Source organism: Devosia sp. (assembly GCF_036406155.1).
In the GTDB taxonomy this organism is placed as follows: domain Bacteria; phylum Pseudomonadota; class Alphaproteobacteria; order Rhizobiales; family Devosiaceae; genus Devosia_A.
In genome coordinates this window covers 1-22363 of record NZ_DASWVV010000019.1, presented here as the reverse complement: position 1 = coordinate 22363, position 22363 = coordinate 1, and the positions used below count along the sequence as shown (strand labels likewise).

Here is a 22363-nt window from a genome sequence, read left to right as displayed (position 1 = left end):
CGAGGCTCTCGGCCGCACCGGGCACCAGCAGGACATAGAGGGCGGCCGCGGCCACGATGACGACGAGCGAGATCAGAAGCTGCTTCAACACGTGCCGAATATCCGTGGGTGCCGGCACGTGGGCAAAGGCCGGCGCAATCGCAGCAGTGTTAGCATCGCCGCCCGGTGGCGCACATTAAATTGCGGTAACTTTATCCCGCGCGGACGTGTCGTCTGAGGGCGACAGCTGGTCCTCGCGCTGTGGGCGCCCGCCTTCCGAGAGGACGGAACTCCGTCCGGCCAGCCAGTTGGGCGCCTCGTCGTCCACCCACGGCGGCGCCGTATTCGACCACGCAATCGCAATTATCCGAAAAATAGAATGAAGTTGGATGCTGATTTGAACTTCTTGCTTAGGTCGGACACAAGGTGCCCTGCGGCTTTCTGTGGCGTGGCGAGACGGCGTCCAGGACCCCCGTGCGGTGCAGGGACCCGGCGCTGGAATCGAATGCCGCAGGCAGCGCGGGGAGCGGAGAGTCTGATGTCGTCATACACGCAGGTTGTCGTGGTGGCTTCGCAGAAGGGGGGCTCGGGCAAGACGACCCTCGCGGGGCATATCGCGGTTCAGGCCGAGCTGTCCGGCGCAGGGCCGGTCGCCATCATCGACACCGATCCCCAGGGCAGCCTCGCAAAGTGGTGGAACGTGCGCGAGGCACAGGCGCCCGCCTTCGCCCAGACATCCATACCCGATCTGGGACGCGACATCGAATACCTCAGGGATAACGGGGCCCGGCTGATCATCATCGACACCCCGCCGGCCGTGACGTCTTCGATCGTCGAAGTCGTCACCCATGCCGACCTCGTGATCATACCTACCCGGCCGAGCCCGCATGACCTGCGCGCCGTCGGCGCGACGGTCGACATCGTGGAGCACCAGCGCAAGCAACTGGTGTTCGTGGTCAATTCGGCCACCATGCGCGCGCGCATCACCAGCGACACGGCCGTGGCGCTGTCCCAGCACGGTACCGTCGCGCCCGCGACGATCCACCACCGCGTCGACTTTGCCGCCAGCATGATCGACGGGCGCACGGTGGTGGAGGTCGATCCCGAAGGCCGCTCCGCCAAGGAGATTGCCGACCTGTGGACTTACCTGTCGGGCCGGCTGCAGCGCCTGCGGGAGGGGCTGCACGCGTCGCCGCGGACGGCCGAAACGGCGAGGCGCGAACCGGAGCGTGCGGCGCCCTACGCCATCGAGAGCGTCGCCCTTGTCGAGAATGTCCCGGTCGCGATGGCCGAGGCCCCGAAGCCGGCCGGCGCCTGGGACGGCATCGATCGTCGCAAGCGCGATGTTGGTCCGCCGCCCGGCGTGCCGGAGCGCCGGCAGGGCGAGATCGTCTTTGGCCGCCGCCGCACGGCCCCGACTGACCTGCCCGAACACGTCAGCACGATTGCCGCCCATGAGTAGCAAGCTTGCCAGCCTTCACGCCGGACTGATAGCGCGCAAGGGCGAAGCCGCGCCTGCGATTGCGCACCCCGCGTTCTCCTATGTCGATGGTCCTCGGCCGGCGCCTCAGTCAATCCGGCGGGAGGGTGACGGCATCGAGCGGCGCAGCTTCGGGGCGCCCGCCGTGCCGGCTCGGGACGGCGGTCGGTGGACGGACGGGCGCGCCGAGCCCACTCGCGTCGACGTGCTGGAACCATCGGCTCCCGAACCTGTTCGCACGGCCCCGCCGGCCCCCGAGGCGGTTCGGGCCGCCCCTGCGCGCAAGCCCGCGACCGGCGGAGAGTCCAAGCCCTTCCGGCTCACGCTGCGCCTGTCGGCGGACCAGCGGCGCCGGCTGCGCATCGCCGCAGCGAAAGAGGAGATGTCGCTGCAGGAGGTGCTGTCCGACGCGCTGGACAGCCATCTCGACACGCTCTGCGCCTGCGCGTTGCGCGAATGCACCTGCCTCGCGCGCGCGGAAAGCCCCAAGGTAGCTCGCAGCTAGCCTTCCGAAGCCCACCGCCTTCGCGCACATCAAATCGCGGTAAGTTCAAACGCCCCGAAGACGGGCCGTCTCAGGGCGACAGCTGGTCCTCGCGCCGCTCCGGCGGTGGCCCCGGTTGCCCCTCGGCGAGGGCCGCAAGCCGCGCGGCGAGCCAAGGGTGGCCGCCCTCGCGGGCGAAGTCGACCGCCGTTCGGGACCTGTCGTCGGCGGCCATCGGCGCCGCCCCGAACAGCAGCAGCAGCCCCACGATGGCGGCGTCGCCGTGCAGCGCCGCCGCGTGCAGCGGCAGGACGCCGCCGGCCTGCGGCAGGCCGGGGTCGGCCCCGGCGCGCAGCAACTGCTCCACCATGGCGATGTCCCGCGCGGCGGTTGCCGCGTGCAGCGCCGCGACCTGCTGCGGGTTGCGGGCGCGCTGGTTGACGTCGCTGGTGAGCGGCAGCAGCAGGGCGAAGATTTCGGGCTGACGGAAGAAGGCGGCGAGCCCGAGCGGCGTGAAGCCGTCCGGGGCGAGCGCGTTCAGGTCCCAGCCGCGCGCCAGGGCGGCGCGTACCGCCGCGGCGTCGCCGAGCATCACCGCTTCATGCGGCGCGAGTTCGGGCAGGGCTGCACGGATCAGCGCCACTGCCTCGCCGTTGCGCACGTACACGGCCTGCGCCAGCAGCGAGGTGCCGGCGGCGTTGCGGACGGCGGCCGCGGCTGGTTGGGCCGCCAGCGCGGCGCGCAGTTCGTCGAGCCGGCCCGGCGCCAGCAGATCGAACGGATTGGCCATGGCACAGTCTACCACGCGGGCCCGGCGCACGATATTGCGCGGGGCGGACGCAACGCCGGCCCGTTGCCCTGCCGCGCGGCTTGGCCTACATAGGCCCACACCTCTTCCGGGGCGGATGGCCCCAGATCAATCGCATGGCCGGACGGCAGCCGCACGGGCGGCCGCCCCGGCATGCACAAACGGCAGGAAATTCAAGCCCTATGGCGCGCCAGTTCATCTACCACATGCACGGAATGTCCAAGGCCTACCAGGGCGGCAAGAAGGTGTTGGACAACATCCACCTCAGCTTCTACCCCGACGCCAAGATCGGCGTGCTCGGCCCCAACGGCTCGGGCAAGTCGACGCTGCTGCGCATCATGGCCGGCATCGACACCGATTTCACCGGCGAGGCCTGGCTGGCCGAGGGCGCCACGGTCGGATACCTGCCGCAGGAGCCGCAGCTCGACGAGGCGCTGGACGTGTTGGGCAACGTCATGACCGGCGTCAAGGCGAAGAAGGACATCGTCGACCGCTACAACGAACTGATGATGAACTACTCGGACGAGACCGCCGAGGAAGCGGCGAAGCTGCAGGACGTCATCGACAGCCAGAATTTGTGGGACCTCGAATCGCAGGTCGAGGTGGCCATGGAGGCGCTCGGCTGCCCGCCGGGCGACGCCGACGTCACCAAGCTGTCGGGCGGCGAGAAGCGCCGCGTGGCGCTGGCCGCGCTGCTGCTCAGCCAGCCCGACCTGCTGCTGCTCGACGAGCCCACCAACCATCTCGACGCCGAGACCACGGCGTGGCTGGAAAAGCACCTGCGCGAGTTCCCGGGCGCGGTGCTGATCATCACCCACGACCGCTACTTCCTCGACAACGTCACCGGCTGGATCCTCGAGCTCGACCGCGGCCGCGGCATCCCCTACGAGGGCAACTACTCGGCCTATCTCGAGCAGAAGGCCAAGCGCTTCGCCCAGGAGCAGCGCGAGGACGCCGCCCGGCTCAAGGTGCTCGAGCGCGAGCGGGAGTGGATGGGCCAGTCGCCGCAGGCGCGCCAGTCCAAGTCCAAGGCCCGCATCCGCGCCTATGACGAACTGGTCAAGGTCAACGAGGAGCGCACCCGCTCGGCCACGGCGCAGATCATCATCCCGCCCGGCGAACGGCTGGGGCAGACCGTCATCACCGTGGAGGGGCTGTCCAAGGCCTATGGCGACCGCCTGCTGATCGACAACCTCTCCTTCAAGCTGCCGCCCGGCGGCATCGTCGGCATCATCGGCCCCAACGGCGCCGGCAAGACCACGCTGTTCCGCATGCTGACCGGCCAGGAAGAGCCCGACTCGGGCACCATCACCGTCGGCGACAGCGTGCACCTGGGCTATGTCGACCAGAGCCGCGACAGCCTCGATCCCAACAAGACGGTGTGGGAGGAGATCTCCGGCGGCAACGAAATCCTCTTGCTGGGCAAGCGCGAGATGAACTCGCGCGCCTACACCTCCGCCTTCAACTTCAAGGGCGCCGACCAGCAGCAGAAGGTGGGCAACCTCTCGGGCGGCCAGCGCAACCGCGTGCACCTCGCCAAGATGCTGAAGTCGGGCGCCAACGTCCTCCTCCTCGACGAGCCGACCAACGACCTCGACACCGAAACCCTCGCCGCGCTCGAAGAGGCGCTGGAGGAATTCGCCGGCTGCGCCGTCATCATCAGCCACGACCGCATGTTCCTCGACCGGCTCGCCACGCACATGCTGGCCTTCGAGGGCGACAGCCACGTCGAATGGTTCGAGGGCAACTTCCAGGACTACGAAGCCGACAAGATCCGCCGCCTCGGCCCCGACGCCGTCAACCCGCGCCGCGTGAGCTACAAGAAGCTGACGCGGTAGGGGTCTGACTTCTTTCAGTCGGGATTCCTCTCCCGCGTTTTGCGCGGGGGAGGGGGACCATGCGAAGCATGGTGGAGGGGGCGGCAGCAGCGCTCAGGCCTTCAGCACGACCACCTTCGTGTTCACCGGCGTGCGCTCGTAGAGCTCCAGCATGTCCTGGGTGAGCAGCCCGATGCAGCCGCTCGAGACGTTCTTGCCGATCGTCTGCGGCTGGATGGTGCTGTAGAGCGTATAGAGCGTGTAGACGCCGTCCCGGTAGAGATGCAGCGTGCGGGCGCCGAGCGGATTGTCGAGGCCCGGCGCCATGCCGCCGGCATATTTCGCCACCTCGGGCTGGCGCGCGATCATCTCTTTGGGCGGCGTCCAGACCGGCCATTCGGACTTGCGGCCGACATAGGCTTCCCCGGTCCAGCGGAAGCCGTCGCGGCCGACGCTCGCGCCGTAGCGGGTCGCGAGCCCGTCGCCCTCGATGCGGTAGACGTAGTGGTTCCTGGGATCGACGATGATCGTCCCCGGCGCTTCCTTGCTGGCGTAGCGCACGGTGCTGCGGAAATACTTGGGATTGAGTTTGGCGACGTTGACGGCCGGGATGGGGAAGCGCTCATCGGGCACCGGCCCGTAGACCCTCTCGGCTTCGGCGAGGCTCATGACGCTGCCCGCGCTGCACCCGGCCAGCGCCAGCGCGCCGAGCCCGGCGGCGGAGCCTACGAGAAACGCGCGGCGGCTGAAGCGCTTCGGCCGCGCTGGTGCCTGCAGGTTGCCGGCAGAAACTCCATCGTCTGCGCGCATGGCTCGAACGTCCCCCTGTGGATGTCCACGTTGAGTTGAGCCCCGCCGGCCGCGACCGGTGCCCTGAGACTGGCCCCGCGCCGTCCGCTTGGCAAGGGTGGCCGTGAAAAGCCCGCCGGCCGCCGGAGGCGACGAGGAGGTGTCGTTGCGCCCCCGGGTCTTCGGACGGATCGCCTTGCCCGCCGCAGTCAGCGACACCACGACCTGCCACCCGTTCTCGGGATCGCGGGTGCGGCGGGCGAGGAGCGCCCGCTACTGCCTGAGGATCTTCTCCATCTTCTTGCCTTTCGCGAGCTCGTCGACCAGCTTGTCGAGGTAGCGGATTTCCCGCATCGTCTCGTCCTCGATCGCCTCCACCCGGACGCCGCAGACGACACCGGTGATCAGCGAGCGCTTGGGGTTGAGCCTGGGCGCGGTAGCGAAGAAGTCCTTCAGCCCGGTGCCTGCGACGAGCTCGGCTTGCAGCGAATCCTGGCTGTGCCCGGTCAGCCAGAGGATGATCTCGTCCACTTCGGCCCTGCTCCGCCCCTTCCGTTCCGCCTTCTGGACGTAGAGTGGATAGACCTTCGCCATCGGCATGGCATACAGGCGGTCGATGCTGGCCATGGGCGACCCCGCTGCGGCTGTGAGGGCGCCCAGTCTAGCCGATCTTCGCCTTCTGTGTCGCCATTCCCCCGCCTCAGTTGAACCCCCGCACCTCGACCGGCGTCCGGCAGGCGAGTGCGGCCTTCCGCCCCCAGTCGAGGGCCTCGTCCATGTCAGTGCAGTCCAGCACCCAGAAGCCGCCGATGACCTCCCTGGCTTCGGTGTAGGGGCCGTCGGTGACGACCACCTTGCCGCCGGGCTGCAGCCGCACCGACTTGGCGCGGCGCGCCGGCTGCAGGCCGCCGACGAAGACCCTGACGCCGGCGGCCACCATCTCCTCGTTGAGCGCATCGATGTCGGCGCGCGTCGCCTCGTCCTCCGAGTAGGGCTCGAAATCGGCGGGGTGGTGGATGGCGACCAGGTATTGGCTCATGACTCTCTCCTCAGGCGTTCTCGGGCGGGTCCGTGACCCGTCACCACCCCGACGAACGGGGTGGGCGGGAATCGACATGTCACCGGAAACGGCGACCGCAGGCGCCGCGCTCCCGCCCCGCCCACCTTTCGCGGCGCACGCGATGCGCTTATAAGCCACGGCATGAAGAAAATCGGCTTCCTCTCCTTCGGCCACTGGTCATCCTCGCCGCATTCGGGCACGCGCTCGGCGTCCGACGCGCTGCTGCAATCGATCGAGCTCGCCGTCGCGGCCGAGGAACTCGGCGCCGACGGCGCCTATTTCCGGGTGCACCATTTCGCCCGGCAGCTGGCCTCGCCGTTCCCGCTATTGGCGGCGATCGGGGCGCGCACGCGCCGCATCGAGATCGGCACCGCCGTCATCGACATGCGCTACGAGAACCCCCTCTACATGGCCGAGGACGCCGGCGCCGCCGACCTCATCGCCGGCGGCCGGCTGCAGCTCGGCATCTCGCGCGGCTCCCCCGAGCAGGTGATCGAGGGCTACAAATATTTCGGCTACGTGCCGGCCGAGGGGCAGACCGACGCCGACATGGCGCGCGGCCACGCCGAGGTCTTCCTCGACCTGTTGCGCGGCGAGGGCTTTGCCCAGCCCAACCCGCGGCCGATGTTCCCCAACCCGCCCGGGCTGCTGCGGCTCGAGCCGTTCTCCGAGACGCTGCGCGAGCGCATCTGGTGGGGCGCCGCCTCGACGGCGACCTCGCAATGGGCGGCGAAGCTGGGGGTTAACCTGCAATCCTCGACACTGGTCTTCGACGAGAGCGGCAAGCCCTTCCACGTGCAGCAGGCCGAGCAGATCCGCGCCTACAAGGCGGCCTGGAAGGAGGCCGGCCACGCCCGCACGCCGCGGGTCTCGGTCAGCCGCTCGATCTTCCCGCTCATCGACGACCGCGACCGCGCCTATTTCGGCGGTGGCGCCAGCCAGGACCAGTTCGGCTATATCGAGCCGGAGAAGCGCGCCGCCTTCGGGCGCAGCTACGCCGACGAGCCCGACCGGCTCATCGAGCAGCTGCGCGGCGACGAAGGCATCGCCGAGGCCGACACGCTGCTGCTCACCGTGCCCAACCAGCTGGGCGTCGCCTATAACGCGCACGTCATCGAGGCGGTGCTCACCCACCTCGCCCCCGCCCTCGGCTGGCGCTAGGGCCGCCGAGGCCCGGTCGGAATGTCGTGCCGGGCACGCCCGCTCCATTCACCACCGGACGTCATCCTCGGGGGCGCGCAGCGCCACCCGAGGACCCAGGCGGAATGTCGTGCCGGGCACGCCTGCGGTGTTGTGCCCTTAGGTCTGGGTCCTCGCGACAAGCGCGAGGATGACGCGCCGTGGTGGTGAGGCGCGCCGGGCATACGCCGCCCGGGCACTGGCCATTTCGGGCGCGATGCTCTATGGTTACATGTAACCGTTTTGGAGGCTGTGATGCCCAGCATGCCACGTTCCTCCCGCGACAAGGTCCGCAACCATCGCGAGCGCCTGCGCGCGCAGGGGTTGAGGCCGATTCAGATCTGGGTGCCGGACGTGCGCTCGGCCGCGTTCCGTGCCGAAGCGCATCGGCAGTCGGCGGCGGTTGCGGCGAGCGCCAGCGCAAGGGAGGATCAGGACTTCATCGACGCCGTGTCCGACTGGACGGGGCAGTGAGGCGCGGCGAAATCTGGACCGTGTCCGCCGGCTCCGGTTATGCCGGCAAGCCCCGGCCGGCGGTGATCGTGCAGGACGACAGCTTCGATGCCAGCAGCTCGGTCACGATCTGTGCCTTCACGACCGACCCGACGGAGGCGCCGCTGTTCCGGCTTCCCGTTGTGCCGAGTGAGCGCAACGGCCTGCTCGAGCCTTGCCGCCTGATGGTGGACAAGATAACCACCGTGCCGCGGGCCAAGCTGGGGGCCCGCATCGGCAGGCTCGACGACGAGGACCTGCTGCGCCTGAACCGGGCCGCGCTGGTCTTTCTCGGCCTTGCGGCCCCAACCATTGGCGAACGCGCCGGAGCCTCCCCATGACCTCCCCCTTCGAAATCGCTTTCGACGGCGCCGTCCTGCGCGGCGAGGCGGCGGGCTTCGGTATCCCCGTGGTGTTCCTGCATGCGGGGGTGGCCGACCGGCGCATGTGGGTCGGGCAGATGCGCGCGCTGGCGGCGGCGGGCTACCACGCCGTCGCCTATGACCGGCGCGGTTTCGGCGAAACCGAGAGCGACGACGTCGAGTTCAGCCATCTGTACGACCTCGAAGCCGTGCTCGACCGGCTGAGCCTGCATGCCGCCGTCTTCGTCGGCTCGTCGGCGGGCGGCGCGCTCGCCATCGATTTCGCCCTCGAGCACCCGGAGCGCACCATCGGCCTCGTGCTGGTGGGCACCGCGGTGAGCGGCGCCGAGGCGGCCGAGTTCCCCGAGGAGGCGGCCGGGCTCGAGGACGCCCTCATCTATGCCGAGGAGCGCGGCAATCTCGACACGGTCAACCGTATCGAGGCGCATCTGTGGCTCGATGGCCCGCTCAGCGAGGCCGGCCGCGTCGAGGGCCCGGCGCGCGAATTGTTCCTCGACATGAACCGCATCGCCCTCAACCACCCGCCGCTCACGCAGGAGGACGAGCCCGATGCCGCGGCCGACCATCTGCACGCCATCACGGCGCCGACGCTGCTGGTGGTCGGCGATCTCGATTTCCCCGATATCGTCGCCCGCCACGAGGACCTCTCCGAGGAACTGGAGAATTCCTTCGCCGTGGTGCTCGAAGACACCGCGCACCTGCCCAGCCTCGAGCGGCCCGACCTGTTCGACCCGATCCTCCTCGAGTTCCTCGACGCGGTGACGGGGCAGGGGGACCACGCCGGGGATGACGAGGATGGGGGCGCCTGACGCCGGCGCCTCGCCGCGCCAGGCGGTCGACGGCTTCTTCGCCGGCCGGCCCCTCGCCGGCGACATCTTCGCCGCGCTGGCGGCGGGCCTGGCCGGACTCGACGGCGCTGCGACCAGGGTCCAGAAGTCGCAGATCGGTTTCGTGCGCACGCACCCGTTCGCGGCCGCGTGGGCGCCGGCCCGGTATCTCGGACGCCCCGGGGCGCCGCTCGTGCTCAGCGTCTTCTTGCGCCGCCGGGACGCTTCGCCGCGCTGGAAGCAGGTCGTCGAAGCGCGTCCCGGCCGCTTCACCCACCACCTCGAACTGTACGCCCCGGCCGATGTCGATGCCCAGGTGCGCGCCTGGCTGCGCGAGGCGTGGCAGGAGGCGGGCGGGGGAACGTGAGGGGGAGTCCAGGTATTCGGGCCGGGTCCGGCCCGTCCTCTTTCGAAGCTCGGGGGCCTTGCTAGACCCGGTTTAGGACCCGTTCGGCCGTACGCAGGATCGCCCGCTTAATCTTGTGCTTGCGCCGGGTATAGTGGGTATGGGACTTGAGGTTGTGGCGTTCGCAAATCGTACGGCGGGCAGCCTCCAGATCACCTTGGGCCCCGATGCGTGTCATGAACTGGTCGAACGCCGGTTGGGGTTCGTCGATGTCCATTCGCATGGCCAGCGGCTTGCCGGTCAGGAAGGCTTCGATGTTGGCATTGACCGTGTCAACATAGTCGAAGCAGGCGGCGCGCACGTCCTCCGGCTTGAGCCATGGCTCGAGGAGCACGCCCGCGGCAAAGGCCCGGACGTTGGAATACGGGCTGTCTATCAGTCGCTCGAAGCTGGCCGCCACACGCTCTCGGCTCCGGGTCAGGTGAACGTAGAACGCCTCGTCGCCGTAATGGCGCTGGAGATGGCCCAACTGCATGGATAGGTGGTTGTCCGCCTCGATGTGGTCTTCGGGGTAGGCGAAACGCTCTTTCGGCCCGATGATGCGGGCGCGGGTTTCGTGTCCCGATGAATAGTTGGTGAAGTGCTCACAGGCCTTGGCAAAGGTCGTGGACCCGCTGCGGCCGGTGCACAGGACAAAAACGTTCATCGGTAGAGCCCCCTAGTCTGAAAGGCGACCCTACTAGCCTGCCGATCCTACCGTCTAGCCCGTCCGGGCAGGAGTAGCCTTCATGCGCGTATCGGTTCCAGCGTGGCTGCCCCAGTCGAATGCTCAGGCCACCCGAATAGGTCGAACTCGGCGGCGGCATCCTTCCGTATCTGCCGCATATGCCTATCGGTCAGGATTGCCTCCGCCGGCCTGCGATCCCTCCGGAACTGCGTCTTCGCCCGCGGCAGCTCGGCCGGGATTTCGCGGCCGATCCGCCGCGCCAGGTCCTCGACCTGTTTCCAGGCCGCCGCGTAGGGCACCAGCTCACCAACGATCACCGAGCCCTTCTCCGTATAGAGCGGGAAGTTGAGATACCGCTTCTCCGCGATCACCGCTGAGATCCGCTCTGAAAGCAACTCGTCGCTAAGACGATCTGCTCCGTGCCTCCTGCCCAACTCGAAATACGCGAGCGACACGACCTTTTCATAGGGGTGCCGGTCGACGGCGAACGTGATCGCTGACGACCAAAGCGCAGGCAGGGCCGCGCGGACCTCCGTGGCCGGCATGTGGTTGTAGAAGTCGCGGCGACCCAGGAGGCGGGCGATCAGCCCACGAGAGTGGTTGCGGGGCGCCGCGCCGTAGGTTGCCCTTAGCGCCTCGTCCGCGTCGCTGATCGGCGTGCAGATGTCGCGGCCAGAGCACCATGCGCTGAGGACGATCTCGATGCTGGTTCCGGCAGTCTTGCGTGTCTTGATGAAGATGAAATTGTTGCTGAACGAAGCGATCATCCCGCATTCCCTGGTGTGGCGCGGGGACGCTAGTGTCGATCGACCCCACCGTCCAGCCCCGCCTTTGTGCAAGCCCGCCAGGGTTCGTCGACAGGCGGACGAAGGGGCCGTGAAGGGGGAAGACAGCACCCGCCCGCTGCCCGGCGCCGGAGCTGTGGGGCTCCGCGCCGGGCTATCCTTGCGACAATCGCAGCCGCCGCAAGAACAGCCACAACAAAATAATCCCCGCCCCCTCCACCCCCGCTATGCTCCCCCCATCCGCGCACCGAAGCGAGATCATGACGAGTGGTTGGTGTCCCGGAGGTCAGTCAGGAAAAGTCGGAACGCTTTTCCGCTTCGACTGACCGACCAAAGGGAATGCGGAGGCCGGGCAGGCCGGGAGTCGTCCCGGCCAGGCCGGCTCGTCCTACGGCATGAGGTGACCCGTACGCTGGGTCACATCGCGACACTGGCAGCCGCTGCCCGGCTGCCGAAGGCAGGCCTCCCGCCGGCAGCGGCAGGGCCTCGCCGGGAGCGATGCGGCGAAACCATGCGTCAGCCGCGCATCCGGAACGAGCCGGCACCGAAATTCCCGACCGCGACGGCGAGGCGATTGCCTCTCTATCATCTGCGGACTACCGCTGGGCGAAAGCCTCGCCGTTGCCGCTTCCGATCCCCTAGATCCGGACGCCCCGCGGGCGGTCCGGGGCTGCCGCATGCCGACGGGCGGCGTACGAAAAAGGGGCGCCCAGGCGCCCCTTCGTGGCAGATGTGTAACCGACCTGTTACTGCAGCACCAGTGCGCCCTCGAAATGCTTGCCCAGCTGCAGGATGGGCACGGTGGTGAGGTCCTTGGCGATCTCGGCGCTGATCTTTTCCTTCGTCCCGTTGGAGAGGAACTTGCGCAGGTCGCCGAGCGCGGTGGGCGGGGCGGCGATGACCAGCTTGCGGAAGACGTTCTCCAGCGCCTTCTGGTTGATGGTCTCCGCCACCGTGCGCAGGAACTCGGTCTCGCGGTGGTCGCGCGGGTCGGTGCGCTGCTCCATGCCGCTGCGCCCGTAGCCGACCGACGATACCGCGCGGCCCGGGCGATCGGCCATGATCTCGCCGCTGCGCAGCCGGGGGGCTTCGAACTTGAGGCCTTCGATCTGGGTCAGCCCCTTGCTCGGCCCGGTATATTCGAGAATGCGGGCCTGCGCGCCGTCGGCGATGAGAACCCAGGTGACGCTTGGTTTCATGGAAACTGCTCCTCGTCTTAGCTTGCGCCATCTCAACGCAGGCGGGCGCGAATGGTTTGATCTGGATCACGGCGCCGCCCCGCGGGCAGCCAGACTCCGATTGCCGAACGGCTGCGGGCGCTGCTAGAAGGCCCGCTTTGGCACGTGTCCGGCTTGGCCGGGGGGAACACCTTGGCAACCACTCCTTCTCCTGCGGCGGCCGGCAGGCCGGCACATGGCGGCCTGCTGGCCGGCCTCGGCGCCTACCTGATGTGGGGGCTGCTCCCCCTGCTGTTCAAGCTCCTCGACGGGGTGGACGCCGCCCTCGTCGTCGCCGACCGCACCGTCTGGTCGCTGCTGCTCGTCGGCGCCATCCTGCTGGCGTGGCGGCGGCTCGGGGAGGTGCGGACGGCACTGGCCGACCGGGCGACGCGGCGCTCGATGCTGATCTCATCGCTGCTGCTCGCCGCCAACTGGCTGGTCTATGTCTACGCCATCGACACCGACCAGGTGCTGGAGACGAGCTTCGGCTATTTCATCAACCCGCTCGCCAACGTCGTCCTCGGCATGGTGCTGCTGGGCGAGCGGCAGAACCGCTGGCAGACGGTGGCCATCGCCATCGCCGCGGTGGCCATCGGCATCCAGGCCGTCGGGGTCGGGCGGGTTCCCTACATCGCCCTCGCGCTCGCCCTGACCTTTGCCGCCTACGGCTATTTCCGCAAGACGGCGCGCGTCTCCTCGGCCACCGGCCTGTTCGTGGAGACGCTGCTGCTGCTGCCGCTGGCGATCGGCTACCTGGCCTTCACCTTCGTGCGCGACGGCGGCGTCGGCCCGCATGCCGATCCGTTCCTGATGACCGTGCTCGTGCTCACCGGGCCGGGGACGGCGCTGCCGCTGCTGCTGTTCGCCTACGCCGTGCAGCGGTTGCGGCTCACCACCATCGGCATGCTGCAGTATCTCGCCCCCTCGCTCACCTTCACGCTGGCGGTGGTCTTCTTCGGCGAGCCGCTCAGCCCCATCCGCCTGTTGAGCTTCGGGCTGATCTGGCTGTCGCTGGCCGTCTATTCCGTCGAGTCCTGGGTGCGGCTGCGCCGGCGCGCCTCGGCCTGAGGCGCGGGCCCGGCGTGGGCGGCGCGGATGACGGCGGCGACCTGCCGGAACACGGCGGCGTAGGGCGTCGCCGCGCGCCACACCAGCGCCAGCTGGCGGCGGGCGCCGGGGGAAGCCAGTTCGTGCACGCGGATGCGGCCGCTGGCCGCCTCCTTGCGCAAGGCGAGCCGCGGCAGCAGCGTCACCCCCTGGCCGTGGGCGACGAACTCGACGATGGTCGACAGCGAGGTGGCGGCAAAGGTGCGCGCCGCGTCGGTATCCTGAAGGTGGCAGGCGGCGATGGTCTGGTCGCGCAGGCAGTGGCCCTCGTCGAGCAGCAGGATGCGCCCCGTGTCGATTTCCGACAGCGGCACCGGCCCGCCGACGGCTTCCCCGGGAGCGGTGGCGAGCACGAAGGGATCGGTGAACAGCGGCTCGACGGTCAGGTCGGGCCCGCCCGGGGACGGCGTGCTGGCGATCAGGGCGAGGTCGAGCGTGCCCTCGCGCAGGGCGTGGACGAGGTCGTCGGTCCGGCTCTCGCTGACGGCGAACCCGATGTCGGGTAGCGCCTCCTGCAGGCGCGGGAAAATCTCGGGCAGCAAGTAGGGCGCGATGGTGGGGATCAGGCCGAAGCGCAGCGGGCGGGCCGGCACCCCGCGGCGCCCGGCGATGAGATCGTCGATGGCGTCGGCGCGCTCGATGGCCTTTTGAGCCAGATCAACGAATTCGCGGCCGAACGGCGTCAGCCTGACGCCACGCTTCAGCCGGTCGAACAGGGGCGCGCCGCACGTCGCCTCGAGCGTCAGGATCTGCTGCGACAGCGCCGGCTGGCTGACGGAGCAGGCCTCGGCGGCGCGGCCGAAATGGCCGTGGCGCGCCACCGCAACGGCATAGCGCATCTGCTTGAGGGAGACTCGCGACATAAGGCAAACCAATCGACGCGGAAAGATATATCGATTGGTCTTATGTAGTCCGCCTTCCTACATACGGGCAACACGTTAGAGTAGGAGACCAAGAATGGCCGACCATCCCACGCTGACCACCACTGCCGGTGCGCCGATCGCCGACAACCAGAATGCGCAGACCGCCGGTCCGCGCGGCCCGGTGCTGCTGCAGGACTACCAGCTGCTCGAGAAGCTCGCGCACCAGAACCGCGAGCGCATCCCCGAGCGCGTCGTGCACGCCAAGGGCTGGGGCGCCTATGGCACGCTGACGATCACGCGCGACCTGTCGGACTATTCGGTCGCCAAGGTCTTCTCCGAGGTCGGCAAGAAGACCGACCTGCTGCTGCGCTTCTCGACGGTGGCGGGCGAGCTGGGCGCGGCCGATGCCGAGCGCGACGTGCGCGGCTTCGCCATCAAGTTCTATACCGAGGACGGCAACTGGGACCTCGTCGGCAACAACACGCCGGTGTTCTTCGTGCGCGATCCGCTGAAGTTTCCGGATTTCATCCACACCCAGAAGCGCCACCCGCGCACCAATATGCGCTCGGCCACGGCGATGTGGGACTTCTGGTCGCAAAGCCCGGAATCGCTGCACCAGGTGACGATCCTGTTCTCCGACCGCGGCCTGCCGGTGGCGCCGATGTACATGAACGGCTACGGCTCGCACACCTACTCGCTGTGGAACGCCAAGGGCGAGCGCTTCTGGGTGAAGTTCCACTTCAAGACGCAGCAGGGCCACCGCCACTACACCAACGCCGAGGCCGAGCAGCTGATCGGCAAGACCCGCGAGAGCTACCAGGAGGAGCTGTTCGGCGGCATCGAGCAGGGCCGCTTCCCGCGCTGGACGGTGCAGGTGCAGATCATGCCCGAGGCGGATGCGGACAAGACGCCGTACAATCCGTTCGACCTCACCAAGGTGTGGCCGCATGCCGACTATCCGCCGATGGAGATCGGCGTGCTGGAGCTCAACCGCAACGCCGACAACTATTTCGCCGAGATCGAACAGGCGGCGTTCTCGCCGTCGAACATCGTCCCCGGCATCGGCTTTTCCCCCGACAAGATGCTGCAGGCGCGCGTGTTCTCCTACGCCGATGCGCACCGCTACCGGCTCGGCACGCACTACGAGGCGCTGCCGGTCAACGCGCCCAGGGTGCCGGTCCACACCTACCACAAGGACGGCCAGATGAACTTCATGGGTTCGAGGGCCGGCAACCCGGACGCCTATTACGAGCCGAACTCGTTCGGCGGGCCGGTCGAGGACCGCAGCGTCGCCGAGCCGCCGCTGCGCATCTCGGGCGATGCCGATCGCTATAACCACCGCATCGGCAACGACGACTACAGCCAGCCGCGGGCGCTGTTCGAGCTGTTCGACGCCGGCCAGAGGGCTCGGCTGTTCTCGAACATCGCCGCGGCAATGCAGGGCGTTCCCGCGTTCATCGTCGAGCGCCAGCTCGCCCACTTCGACCTCATCGCCAAGGCCTATGGCGACGGCGTCCGCGCCGCGCTCGCGGCCCAGGCCGCATCGGCGCAGGACACCATTTCCCGCGGCGATACCGTCGCCGCGGAGTAAACCCGCGTCCCGCGGACGGACGGCACCGGGCTTGCCCCGGTGCCGTTTGCCCGCGGGGAGTTGCCGGAACCGGCACAATTTTATGCAAATTCGCGGAGCCGGCTTCAGACAGCGCTTTATCCTCACCTGCCAGTCTTGCCCCATAGTAGCGGCAGAACGCCGGAGGAAAGGCAGATGCAGGATATCGAGGAAGGCACGGCCCGCGCCTTTTCCACCTTCAGGGTCCTGAACGGGGATGCCAACGTCATGGAACGGGACCAGCTGTTCCGGAACATGGCGCAGCTCTTCTCTTACGTCTCTGACCGCTGCGACGACGAGCAGGTGGCGCAATACGACGAGGTCTTGTGCCAGCTGGCCGAGCTCGTCGAGGTCGAGGCACGCACGCACGTGGCCAAGCTGCTCGCGCCGCTCGACAGGGCCCCCGGCAATGTCGTCGTCAGGCTGGCCAACGATGTCATCGAGGTGGCGGCGCCGCTGCTCGAATTCTCCAACGTTCTCTCCGACGACGACCTCATCGACATCATCACCAACCGCAGCGAGGCCCACCGCATGGCCATCGCCGGCCGCTCGAGCGTGCCGGAACGGGTCGGCGAGGCGATCGCGCGGCATGGCGAGCGCTCCTCCGTCGTCCGCCTGGTGCGCAACGCCAATGCCGAACTGGGGCAGGCGGCGCTCGAGAGCCTCGTTGCCCGCGCCAGCAACGACACCGAACTCGCCAAGGATCTGCGCGGCCGCACCGACATCGACTGGAAGTCGCTGCGCGGGGAAATCCACGAGGCGGGCGACAAGGTGCTCGAATCGATCGCCCGCATCGAACCGCGGGTCGACCCGGTCACCATCGGCAAGGTCAGCGCCGTGGTCTATAACCGGATGCGCAACCGGGCCGGCTTCTCGAGCCAGGAGTGGAAGGTTGCCTACAACCAGGTGAAGGCGCTGTCGGACCGCAAGCAGCTCGACGAGCGGGCGCTGATGCGCTTTGCCCGCTTCGGCTACGGCCACCACACCGCCGCGGCCCTTACGGTGCTGCTGCGGGTCGGCCCCGAAGTCTTCGTCAAGTGGCTGGCCATGCAGGACTACGTCGCCATCACCGTGGCGCTCAGGGCGCTCGGCGTCGCCCCCGACCTGTTCGAGGCGATGGTCGCCTCGATGCCGTGGCGCGACCTGCCGACCGACGCGGACCGCAGCAATATCCGGCGCCGCTTCGAGGCGCTGTCCCGCGAGGAGGCCGCCGAGATCTTCGAGACCTGGCGCGCGCACTCCTTCCGCAAGCGGCTGCCCAACGAGGAGCGGGTCATCGGCGTCGCCTGATCCTCGCCGTAGGCGAGGGCTCAGCTGGGCGCGGTTTGCACTGGACCGGGCGTTCCGCTAGATATAAAGATATCTTTATATCTGATGGGATGACCGAGTGGCCGATTCAGGAACATTGGTGAACGTGCTGCGCGCCGCCGGGGAGGGGACGCGGTTGCGCCTGCTCGCGCTGCTGTGCGACGGCGAGCACTCGGTCAAGGACCTGACCGAGATCCTGGGGCAGAGCCAGCCGCGGGTATCGCGGCACCTCAAGCTGCTGGCCGATGCCGGCCTCGTGAGCCGCAACGCCGAGGGGGCCTGGGCCTATTACGGCCTCGCCGAGGGCGGCGCCGGCGGCGATTTGGCGCGCTGGCTGGTCGCGCGCATCGATGCCGACGATTCGGACCGGGCTCGTGACCGCGCCCGGCTTGCCGCGGTGCGCGCCGCCCAGCAGGAACAGGCGGCTGCCTATTTCGCCAAGGTTGCCGACAGCTGGGACCGGCTGCGCCAGTTGCACGTGCCGGAGGAGGCGGTCGAGGCGGCCATCCTCGAGGCGGTCGACGGGCGCGTCGCCGATCTGCTGCTCGATCTGGGAACCGGTACCGGTCGCATGCTGGAGCTGCTGGCGCCGCACTACCGGCGCGCCGTCGGCATCGATTCCAGCCGGGAGATGCTGGCCATCGCCCGCGCCAAGCTCGCCGCCGCCGGGATCGGCAACGCGCAGGTGCGGTTGGGCGACATCGCCGATCTCGACGCCTCGCTCGGCAGCGCCGATCTCATCGTCATCCACCAGGTGCTGCACTATTTCGACGATCCGGGCCGCGTGCTGGGGCAGGCGCGCCGGCTGCTGCGAGCCGACGGCGAGATCCTCATCGTCGACTTCGCGCCGCACGACCTCGAGTTCCTGCGCAGCCACCACGCGCACCGGCGGCTCGGCATCGGCGCGCAGCAAATGGCGGGCTGGGCGCGTGCCGCCGGATTGCGTGTCGCCGAACTCAGGAGCTTTCCTCCCAGCAACGGCGCGGGGCTGACAGTCTGCCTCTGGCGCCTCGCCAACGACCCCGACGGGAACTGGACAGAATGAACGCCATCCACGATCCCCGTGCCAGCCGCAAGGTCCGGACCGAACGGCCGCCGCTGGCGGTGTCCTTCGAATTCTTCCCGCCCAAGACGGATGCCATGGAGGAGCGGTTCTGGGAGTCGATCGGCAAGCTGGCGCCGCTGCAGCCCCGCTTCGTTTCCGTGACCTATGGGGCGGGCGGCTCGACGCGAGAGCGCACGCTGCGGCTCGTGAGCCGCATCAAGTCGGAGAGCGGCGTCGATGCGGCGGCCCACCTCACCTGCGTCGGCGCCAGCCGCGCCGAGGTGGACGCGGTGGTCGAGGGCTACAGGCGAGCCGGCATCACCCGCATCGTGGCCCTGCGCGGCGATCCGCCCGAAGGGGCCGGCCAGCCGTTCACGCCGCACCCCGACGGATACCGCAGCGCCGCCGAACTGGTGGCCGGCATCCGCCGGCTGGGTGATTTCGACATCTCGGTCGCGGCCTATCCGGAGAAGCACCCGCAGAGCCCGGACTGGCGGGCCGACATCGACAATCTCAAGCGCAAGCTCGACGCCGGGGCCGCGCGCGCCATCACCCAGATGTTCTTCGACAACGACGACTATTTCCGTTTCGTCGAGCGCGCCCGCAAGGCGGGAATCACGGCGCCGATCGTGCCCGGCATCCAGCCCATCCACAGCTTCCGGCAGATCTCGGGCTTTGCCTCGCGTTGCGGCGCCGCCATTCCCCCGTGGCTGGCCGAACGCTTCGAAGGGCTGGAGGACGACCCCGAGACGCACGCGCTCGTCGCCTCGGCCGTCGCCGCCGAGCAGGTGCTGGAACTGGTGGATCATGGCGTCACCGAATTCCACTTCTATACGCTCAACCGGGCGAGCCTCGTGCTGGCGCTGGCGCGCTTGCTCGGGGTGCGCCCCGACTAGACAGCGCGCGTTCAGCGCCCGTTCAGGTTGCGTTCACTAGCGTCGCGAAGTGGTGCCATCCACAAAATGGCCACGTTGATTGACTTCTCTCCGCCGCGGGCAAACGGGGCGCCGGACATAGGACAGCAGCCAATGAAATTGAGTTCGAAGCTTACGGGCGGCTTGGCCTGGGCAGGCCTTGTCCTGATCCTCGCCGTACCCTCCGCGGACATGCTCACCCGTCCCTCGGCCAACACGGCCAGCGTGGACGCGGCCCCCGATGCCACCGAAACGGCCTCGATCGACGCCGTGGCGAAGCCGGCCGTGCCGACCGTGAAACCGGTTGTCCCGGCTGTCCGGCCGGTGGCGCCGGCTGGGCAGGCGGCCGCGACGGCGGCCGGCGGCAACGGCGCCGTCGAGAAATACATGGCGTCCGGCAGGAAGCTGCCCTCCTACATCTCCGATGCTCCGGTTCCGACGCAACAGGCGCTGGCCCCGGTGGCGACCGAGCCGCTGGTCGTGCCTGGCAAGCCTGCCCCGGCCGCCTCGGACGAGGTGGTCGACGTTGCGCTGGTCGCGCCCGAGCCCTATCCGGCGTCCCTGCGGCCGCGGTCGCGCGCCGCAACCGCGACGCTGCCGGCCGACGATACGCCCCTCGTCCTCGACGAGGAGGCCGTGGCCCGGCGCGAAGCGACGATGCGGGCGGTCGCGCCCGTGCTCGACGACGAACCCAGGATCATCGACGAGGAACAGTTGCAGGAGTGGGATTCGGGCTCGCTCGCCGAATATCTCGAACGCCGCGGTCTGATGAGCGAGTCGGAGCAGGCCGACGCCGGTTCCGATTACGATCCGGACGGGTACTATCTCGACCAGGGTCCCAACCGCAGCGGGGCAAGGCTCATCCGCCGCCTGCGGGCCGACGAATCGGGGTGGTTCCGCTTCTGACCGCCTGACGCTTGACGCGGGGTGGCGCAAAAGCAGCGGCTACCCCTTGAGGTGCATCATAGAATCCTGCCTGTTTTCGGTATTTCAATTTCCGGTCAGCCGCCGGGCGGCGGCCAAGCGGAAGGGCGTCATGTCGTCGGTCTGGCAAAGGCTGTCCTCCATGGTGGGATCGTTCTCACAGCGCACCGGCGTGATCGGGTCGCTGGCGAACGGCCTCGATCCCGACACCTGGCTGCCGGGTGGCAAGGACGCCGCCTTTACTCTGGCGCTGATCGCGCTGTCAGCGAAGATGGCGGTGGCTGACGGCGTCGTCACGGCCTCGGAACTGCGCGCCTTCCAGCGCACTGTCGAAATTCCGCCGGGCATCGAGGAGCAGGTGGATCGCCTGTTCCGGCTGGCCCAGCAGGACGTGGCCGGCTACGAGGCCTACGCGAGGAAGATCGGCCGCTTCTTCTACGATAGTCCCGAGACGCTCGAGCACGTCCTCGACGGGCTGTTCTTCATCGCCTCGGCGGATGGCATGATCCATGAGGCCGAACTGGATTATCTCAAGTCCGTCAGCAACATCTTCGGGTTCGATGATGCGCGGTTCGAGCAACTTGCGGCGCAGCACGTGCTGTTCGACGATGGCGGCGACCCGTATGTCGTGCTGGGGCTGGATGCCAGCGCCGACCGCAGCGAGGTGCGGCGCGTGTATCGCCGGCTGGTGGCCGAGCACCACCCCGACCGGCTGATCGCCAAGGGCGTGCCGGAGGAACTGATCGATATCGCCACGGCACGGATGGCGGCGATCAACCAGGCCTACGCCATGATCATGAAGAAGCGGCCCGCGCCCGCCGGCGCTTGACGGGGCAGGGGCGCAATCACTACATCAGCGGGCCAGTTGACCGGGTGGCCGCTCCGCGCATGCGGGGAGGAAAGTCCGGGCTCCATCGAAATACGGTGCCGGTTAACGGCCGGCGGGGGCGACCCCAGGGAAAGTGCCACAGAAAGCAGACTACCCTGCCGCGGCAGGGAAAAGGTGAAAGGGTGCGGTAAGAGCGCACCGCGGACCTGGCAACAGGGACGGCACGGCAAACCCCACCGGGAGCAAGACCAAATAGGGATGACGCGGGGCGACCCGGGCCGGTTTCGAGGCCAGTCATCCGGGTTGGTTGCATGAGGCCCCTGGCAACAGGGTTCCAAGATGAATGGCCACCACGCGGGAGCGATCCCGCCCTACAGAACCCGGCTTACAGGTCAACTGGCACGTTTTTCCCGCCCGGCGCCGCCGCCGCCGCGCCGCCATGCTCAACAGAATCTTAAACTCCAACCGGCACAGTGGGCGGAAGGCTCCTTACGTGGAGCGCGTAGCGTTCCGGCGCACGGCCGGCAGGGAGTAGCAGGCGTATCATGGGCAGGCCGGAAGTGAGCGAGCAGGGCGTGCCGCACGTGCCGGTCCTGCTCGCCGAGGTGCTGGCTGCGCTCGGCCCGCTGGCGGGTGCGCGCATCCTCGACGGCACTTTCGGGGCCGGAGGCTATTCGCGCGCGCTGCTGGCCGCCGGCGCCTCGGTGATCGCCGTCGACCGCGACCCCGATGTCGCCCCCCTTGCGGCGCGGTTGAGCGCCGAGCATCCCGATCGCTTCCGCTTCGTGCCCGGCGCCTTCTCGACGCTGGACGAACTGGCGGCGGGGGAGCCGGTCGATGGCGTCGTCCTCGATATCGGCGTCTCCTCGATGCAGCTCGACGAGGCGGATCGCGGTTTTTCCTTCATGCGCGACGGGCCCCTCGACATGCGCATGGAGCGCGAGGGGCAAAGCGCTGCCGACCTCGTCAACACGCTGGCCGAAGCCGAACTGGCCGACCTCCTCTTCGCCTATGGCGAGGAGCGCCGGTCGCGGCGTATCGCCCACACCATCGTCGCCGCCCGGGCCGGGCAGCCGATCACCACCACCGGGCAACTGGCCCGACTGATCGAGAAGGCGATCGGCCGCAGGCCGGGGGACGCCCATCCGGCGACGCGCAGCTTCCAGGCGCTGCGGATCGCCGTCAACGCCGAACTCGACCAACTGGTCGAGGGCCTGTTCGCCAGCGAACGGCTGCTCGGCGAGGGCGGGCGGCTGGCCGTCGTCACCTTCCATTCGCTGGAAGACCGCATCGTCAAGCGCTTCCTCGAACCGGAAAAGGCCGGGCCGGCGCAATCCCGCCACCTGCCGCAGCGCACCGCCGAGGAGCGCCGGTGGATCGACATCGCC

The 22363-nt window shown here is 68.7% G+C and carries 24 protein-coding genes and 1 other RNA gene; 17 read left to right on the top strand and 8 right to left on the bottom strand.

What is annotated here, in order from left to right; all coding sequences use genetic code 11:
• Positions 1–517 precede the first annotated feature (517 nt).
• Together VGD93_RS01185 and VGD93_RS01180 are read left to right on the top strand one after the other, a co-directional pair.
• Complete coding sequence (locus tag VGD93_RS01185) at positions 518–1441, top strand: AAA family ATPase (RefSeq protein WP_395008365.1); 924 nt, start codon at positions 518–520, stop codon at positions 1439–1441.
• On the top strand, positions 1434–1964 hold the full coding sequence (locus VGD93_RS01180) for a ribbon-helix-helix protein (RefSeq protein WP_395008363.1): 531 nt from the start codon (positions 1434–1436) through the stop codon (positions 1962–1964). Before VGD93_RS01185 ends, VGD93_RS01180 begins: the two co-directional genes overlap by 8 nt.
• 70 nt (positions 1965–2034) lie before the next feature.
• Here VGD93_RS01180 and VGD93_RS01175 read toward each other — a convergent pair whose 3' ends face one another.
• Positions 2035–2733: an ankyrin repeat domain-containing protein gene (locus VGD93_RS01175; RefSeq protein ID WP_395008361.1), complete on the bottom strand. Its 699-nt coding sequence runs from the start codon at positions 2731–2733 to the stop codon at positions 2035–2037.
• Positions 2734–2933: 200 nt separating this feature from the next.
• Here VGD93_RS01175 and ettA point away from each other — a divergent pair, with 200 nt between their 5' ends.
• The gene (gene ettA, locus VGD93_RS01170; RefSeq protein WP_395008359.1) at positions 2934–4589 is read left to right on the top strand and encodes an energy-dependent translational throttle protein EttA; all 1656 of its coding nucleotides are present in this window, start codon (positions 2934–2936) and stop codon (positions 4587–4589) included.
• Between the two features lie 93 nt (positions 4590–4682).
• On the opposite strand, the gene VGD93_RS01165 is transcribed toward ettA, so the two are convergent.
• From VGD93_RS01165 to VGD93_RS01155, 3 genes are all read right to left on the bottom strand, one after another.
• Entirely contained in the window at positions 4683–5378 is a 696-nt protein-coding gene (locus VGD93_RS01165; protein WP_395008357.1) for a L,D-transpeptidase, read from the bottom strand.
• A 252-nt stretch (positions 5379–5630) separates the two neighbouring features.
• Positions 5631–5984: a DUF2200 domain-containing protein gene (locus VGD93_RS01160; protein WP_395008356.1), complete on the bottom strand. Its 354-nt coding sequence runs from the start codon at positions 5982–5984 to the stop codon at positions 5631–5633.
• A gap of 73 nt (positions 5985–6057) precedes the next feature.
• Positions 6058–6396 carry a YciI family protein gene (locus tag VGD93_RS01155; RefSeq protein ID WP_395008354.1) on the bottom strand — a complete coding sequence of 113 codons (339 nt, stop codon included), beginning with the start codon at positions 6394–6396 and terminating at the stop codon, positions 6058–6060.
• Between the two features lie 162 nt (positions 6397–6558).
• Here VGD93_RS01155 and VGD93_RS01150 point away from each other — a divergent pair, with 162 nt between their 5' ends.
• From VGD93_RS01150 to VGD93_RS01130, 5 genes are all read left to right on the top strand, one after another.
• On the top strand, positions 6559–7578 hold the full coding sequence (locus VGD93_RS01150; RefSeq protein ID WP_395008352.1) for an LLM class flavin-dependent oxidoreductase: 1020 nt from the start codon (positions 6559–6561) through the stop codon (positions 7576–7578).
• Between the two features lie 273 nt (positions 7579–7851).
• A complete protein-coding gene (locus VGD93_RS01145; protein ID WP_395008351.1) occupies positions 7852–8070 on the top strand; it encodes an antitoxin MazE family protein in 219 nt (72 codons plus the stop codon).
• Positions 8067–8429 carry a type II toxin-antitoxin system PemK/MazF family toxin gene (locus VGD93_RS01140; protein WP_395008349.1) on the top strand — a complete coding sequence of 121 codons (363 nt, stop codon included), beginning with the start codon at positions 8067–8069 and terminating at the stop codon, positions 8427–8429. Before VGD93_RS01145 ends, VGD93_RS01140 begins: the two co-directional genes overlap by 4 nt.
• Complete coding sequence (locus tag VGD93_RS01135; protein ID WP_395008347.1) at positions 8426–9280, top strand: alpha/beta fold hydrolase; 855 nt, start codon at positions 8426–8428, stop codon at positions 9278–9280. Before VGD93_RS01140 ends, VGD93_RS01135 begins: the two co-directional genes overlap by 4 nt.
• Positions 9267–9665: a DUF5655 domain-containing protein gene (locus VGD93_RS01130; RefSeq protein WP_395008346.1), complete on the top strand. Its 399-nt coding sequence runs from the start codon at positions 9267–9269 to the stop codon at positions 9663–9665. Before VGD93_RS01135 ends, VGD93_RS01130 begins: the two co-directional genes overlap by 14 nt.
• Before the next feature lie 61 nt (positions 9666–9726).
• On the opposite strand, the gene VGD93_RS01125 is transcribed toward VGD93_RS01130, so the two are convergent.
• The 3 genes from VGD93_RS01125 to VGD93_RS01115 all read right to left on the bottom strand — a co-directional run bounded on the left by VGD93_RS01125 (position 9727) and on the right by VGD93_RS01115 (position 12355).
• Positions 9727–10350 (bottom strand): hypothetical protein, encoded by a 624-nt coding sequence (locus VGD93_RS01125; protein WP_395008344.1) that lies wholly within the window; start codon positions 10348–10350, stop codon positions 9727–9729.
• Between the two features lie 80 nt (positions 10351–10430).
• The gene (locus VGD93_RS01120; RefSeq protein ID WP_395008343.1) at positions 10431–11138 is read right to left on the bottom strand and encodes a hypothetical protein; all 708 of its coding nucleotides are present in this window, start codon (positions 11136–11138) and stop codon (positions 10431–10433) included.
• A gap of 764 nt (positions 11139–11902) precedes the next feature.
• Entirely contained in the window at positions 11903–12355 is a 453-nt protein-coding gene (locus tag VGD93_RS01115) for a host attachment protein (RefSeq protein WP_395008341.1), read from the bottom strand.
• A gap of 171 nt (positions 12356–12526) precedes the next feature.
• Between VGD93_RS01115 and rarD the strand changes: the two genes are divergently transcribed.
• Positions 12527–13444, top strand: a complete 918-nt coding sequence (rarD, locus tag VGD93_RS01110; RefSeq protein WP_395008340.1) for an EamA family transporter RarD — start codon at positions 12527–12529, stop codon at positions 13442–13444.
• Here rarD and VGD93_RS01105 read toward each other — a convergent pair.
• Complete coding sequence (locus VGD93_RS01105) at positions 13396–14346, bottom strand: hydrogen peroxide-inducible genes activator (RefSeq protein ID WP_395008338.1); 951 nt, start codon at positions 14344–14346, stop codon at positions 13396–13398. The two genes, rarD and VGD93_RS01105, sit on opposite strands and share 49 nt — an antisense overlap.
• Positions 14347–14440: 94 nt before the next feature.
• On the opposite strand from VGD93_RS01105, the gene VGD93_RS01100 reads away from it, so the two are divergent.
• The 8 genes from VGD93_RS01100 to rsmH form a co-directional block, all read left to right on the top strand.
• Positions 14441–15937 (top strand): catalase, encoded by a 1497-nt coding sequence (locus VGD93_RS01100; RefSeq protein ID WP_395008336.1) that lies wholly within the window; start codon positions 14441–14443, stop codon positions 15935–15937.
• A gap of 174 nt (positions 15938–16111) precedes the next feature.
• Positions 16112–17245 (top strand): DUF2336 domain-containing protein, encoded by a 1134-nt coding sequence (locus tag VGD93_RS01095; RefSeq protein WP_395008334.1) that lies wholly within the window; start codon positions 16112–16114, stop codon positions 17243–17245.
• Between the two features lie 97 nt (positions 17246–17342).
• Positions 17343–18308 (top strand): ArsR/SmtB family transcription factor, encoded by a 966-nt coding sequence (locus VGD93_RS01090; RefSeq protein WP_395008332.1) that lies wholly within the window; start codon positions 17343–17345, stop codon positions 18306–18308.
• On the top strand, positions 18305–19204 hold the full coding sequence (gene metF / locus VGD93_RS01085; protein ID WP_395008330.1) for a methylenetetrahydrofolate reductase [NAD(P)H]: 900 nt from the start codon (positions 18305–18307) through the stop codon (positions 19202–19204). Before VGD93_RS01090 ends, metF begins: the two co-directional genes overlap by 4 nt.
• 132 nt (positions 19205–19336) lie before the next feature.
• Entirely contained in the window at positions 19337–20128 is a 792-nt protein-coding gene (locus VGD93_RS01080) for a hypothetical protein (RefSeq protein ID WP_395008329.1), read from the top strand.
• 130 nt (positions 20129–20258) lie between these two features.
• Positions 20259–20975 carry a TerB family tellurite resistance protein gene (locus VGD93_RS01075; RefSeq protein ID WP_395008328.1) on the top strand — a complete coding sequence of 239 codons (717 nt, stop codon included), beginning with the start codon at positions 20259–20261 and terminating at the stop codon, positions 20973–20975.
• Positions 20976–21007: 32 nt separating this feature from the next.
• Positions 21008–21379: RNase P RNA component class A (gene rnpB / locus VGD93_RS01070), an RNA gene on the top strand.
• Positions 21380–21520: 141 nt separating this feature from the next.
• A partial coding sequence (gene rsmH, locus VGD93_RS01065) for a 16S rRNA (cytosine(1402)-N(4))-methyltransferase RsmH (RefSeq protein ID WP_395008326.1) occupies positions 21521–22363 on the top strand: 843 nt, incomplete at its 3' end.

Excerpts from the sequence above, each read along its gene's own strand:
- VGD93_RS01185 (WP_395008365.1), top strand. The coding sequence starts at position 518 with ATGTCGTCATACACGCAGGTTGTCGTGGTGGCTTCGCAGAAGGGGGGC.
- VGD93_RS01180 (WP_395008363.1), top strand. The coding sequence starts at position 1,434 with ATGAGTAGCAAGCTTGCCAGCCTTCACGCCGGACTGATAGCGCGCAAG.
- VGD93_RS01175 (WP_395008361.1), bottom strand. The coding sequence starts at position 2,733 with ATGGCCAATCCGTTCGATCTGCTGGCGCCGGGCCGGCTCGACGAACTG.
- ettA (WP_395008359.1), top strand. The coding sequence starts at position 2,934 with ATGGCGCGCCAGTTCATCTACCACATGCACGGAATGTCCAAGGCCTAC.
- VGD93_RS01165 (WP_395008357.1), bottom strand. The coding sequence starts at position 5,378 with ATGCGCGCAGACGATGGAGTTTCTGCCGGCAACCTGCAGGCACCAGCG.
- VGD93_RS01160 (WP_395008356.1), bottom strand. The coding sequence starts at position 5,984 with ATGGCCAGCATCGACCGCCTGTATGCCATGCCGATGGCGAAGGTCTAT.
- VGD93_RS01155 (WP_395008354.1), bottom strand. The coding sequence starts at position 6,396 with ATGAGCCAATACCTGGTCGCCATCCACCACCCCGCCGATTTCGAGCCC.
- VGD93_RS01150 (WP_395008352.1), top strand. The coding sequence starts at position 6,559 with ATGAAGAAAATCGGCTTCCTCTCCTTCGGCCACTGGTCATCCTCGCCG.
- VGD93_RS01145 (WP_395008351.1), top strand. The coding sequence starts at position 7,852 with ATGCCCAGCATGCCACGTTCCTCCCGCGACAAGGTCCGCAACCATCGC.
- VGD93_RS01135 (WP_395008347.1), top strand. The coding sequence starts at position 8,426 with ATGACCTCCCCCTTCGAAATCGCTTTCGACGGCGCCGTCCTGCGCGGC.
- VGD93_RS01130 (WP_395008346.1), top strand. The coding sequence starts at position 9,267 with ATGGGGGCGCCTGACGCCGGCGCCTCGCCGCGCCAGGCGGTCGACGGC.
- VGD93_RS01125 (WP_395008344.1), bottom strand. The coding sequence starts at position 10,350 with ATGAACGTTTTTGTCCTGTGCACCGGCCGCAGCGGGTCCACGACCTTT.
- VGD93_RS01120 (WP_395008343.1), bottom strand. The coding sequence starts at position 11,138 with ATGATCGCTTCGTTCAGCAACAATTTCATCTTCATCAAGACACGCAAG.
- VGD93_RS01115 (WP_395008341.1), bottom strand. The coding sequence starts at position 12,355 with ATGAAACCAAGCGTCACCTGGGTTCTCATCGCCGACGGCGCGCAGGCC.
- VGD93_RS01105 (WP_395008338.1), bottom strand. The coding sequence starts at position 14,346 with ATGTCGCGAGTCTCCCTCAAGCAGATGCGCTATGCCGTTGCGGTGGCG.
- VGD93_RS01100 (WP_395008336.1), top strand. The coding sequence starts at position 14,441 with ATGGCCGACCATCCCACGCTGACCACCACTGCCGGTGCGCCGATCGCC.
- VGD93_RS01095 (WP_395008334.1), top strand. The coding sequence starts at position 16,112 with ATGCAGGATATCGAGGAAGGCACGGCCCGCGCCTTTTCCACCTTCAGG.
- metF (WP_395008330.1), top strand. The coding sequence starts at position 18,305 with ATGAACGCCATCCACGATCCCCGTGCCAGCCGCAAGGTCCGGACCGAA.
- VGD93_RS01080 (WP_395008329.1), top strand. The coding sequence starts at position 19,337 with ATGAAATTGAGTTCGAAGCTTACGGGCGGCTTGGCCTGGGCAGGCCTT.
- VGD93_RS01075 (WP_395008328.1), top strand. The coding sequence starts at position 20,259 with ATGTCGTCGGTCTGGCAAAGGCTGTCCTCCATGGTGGGATCGTTCTCA.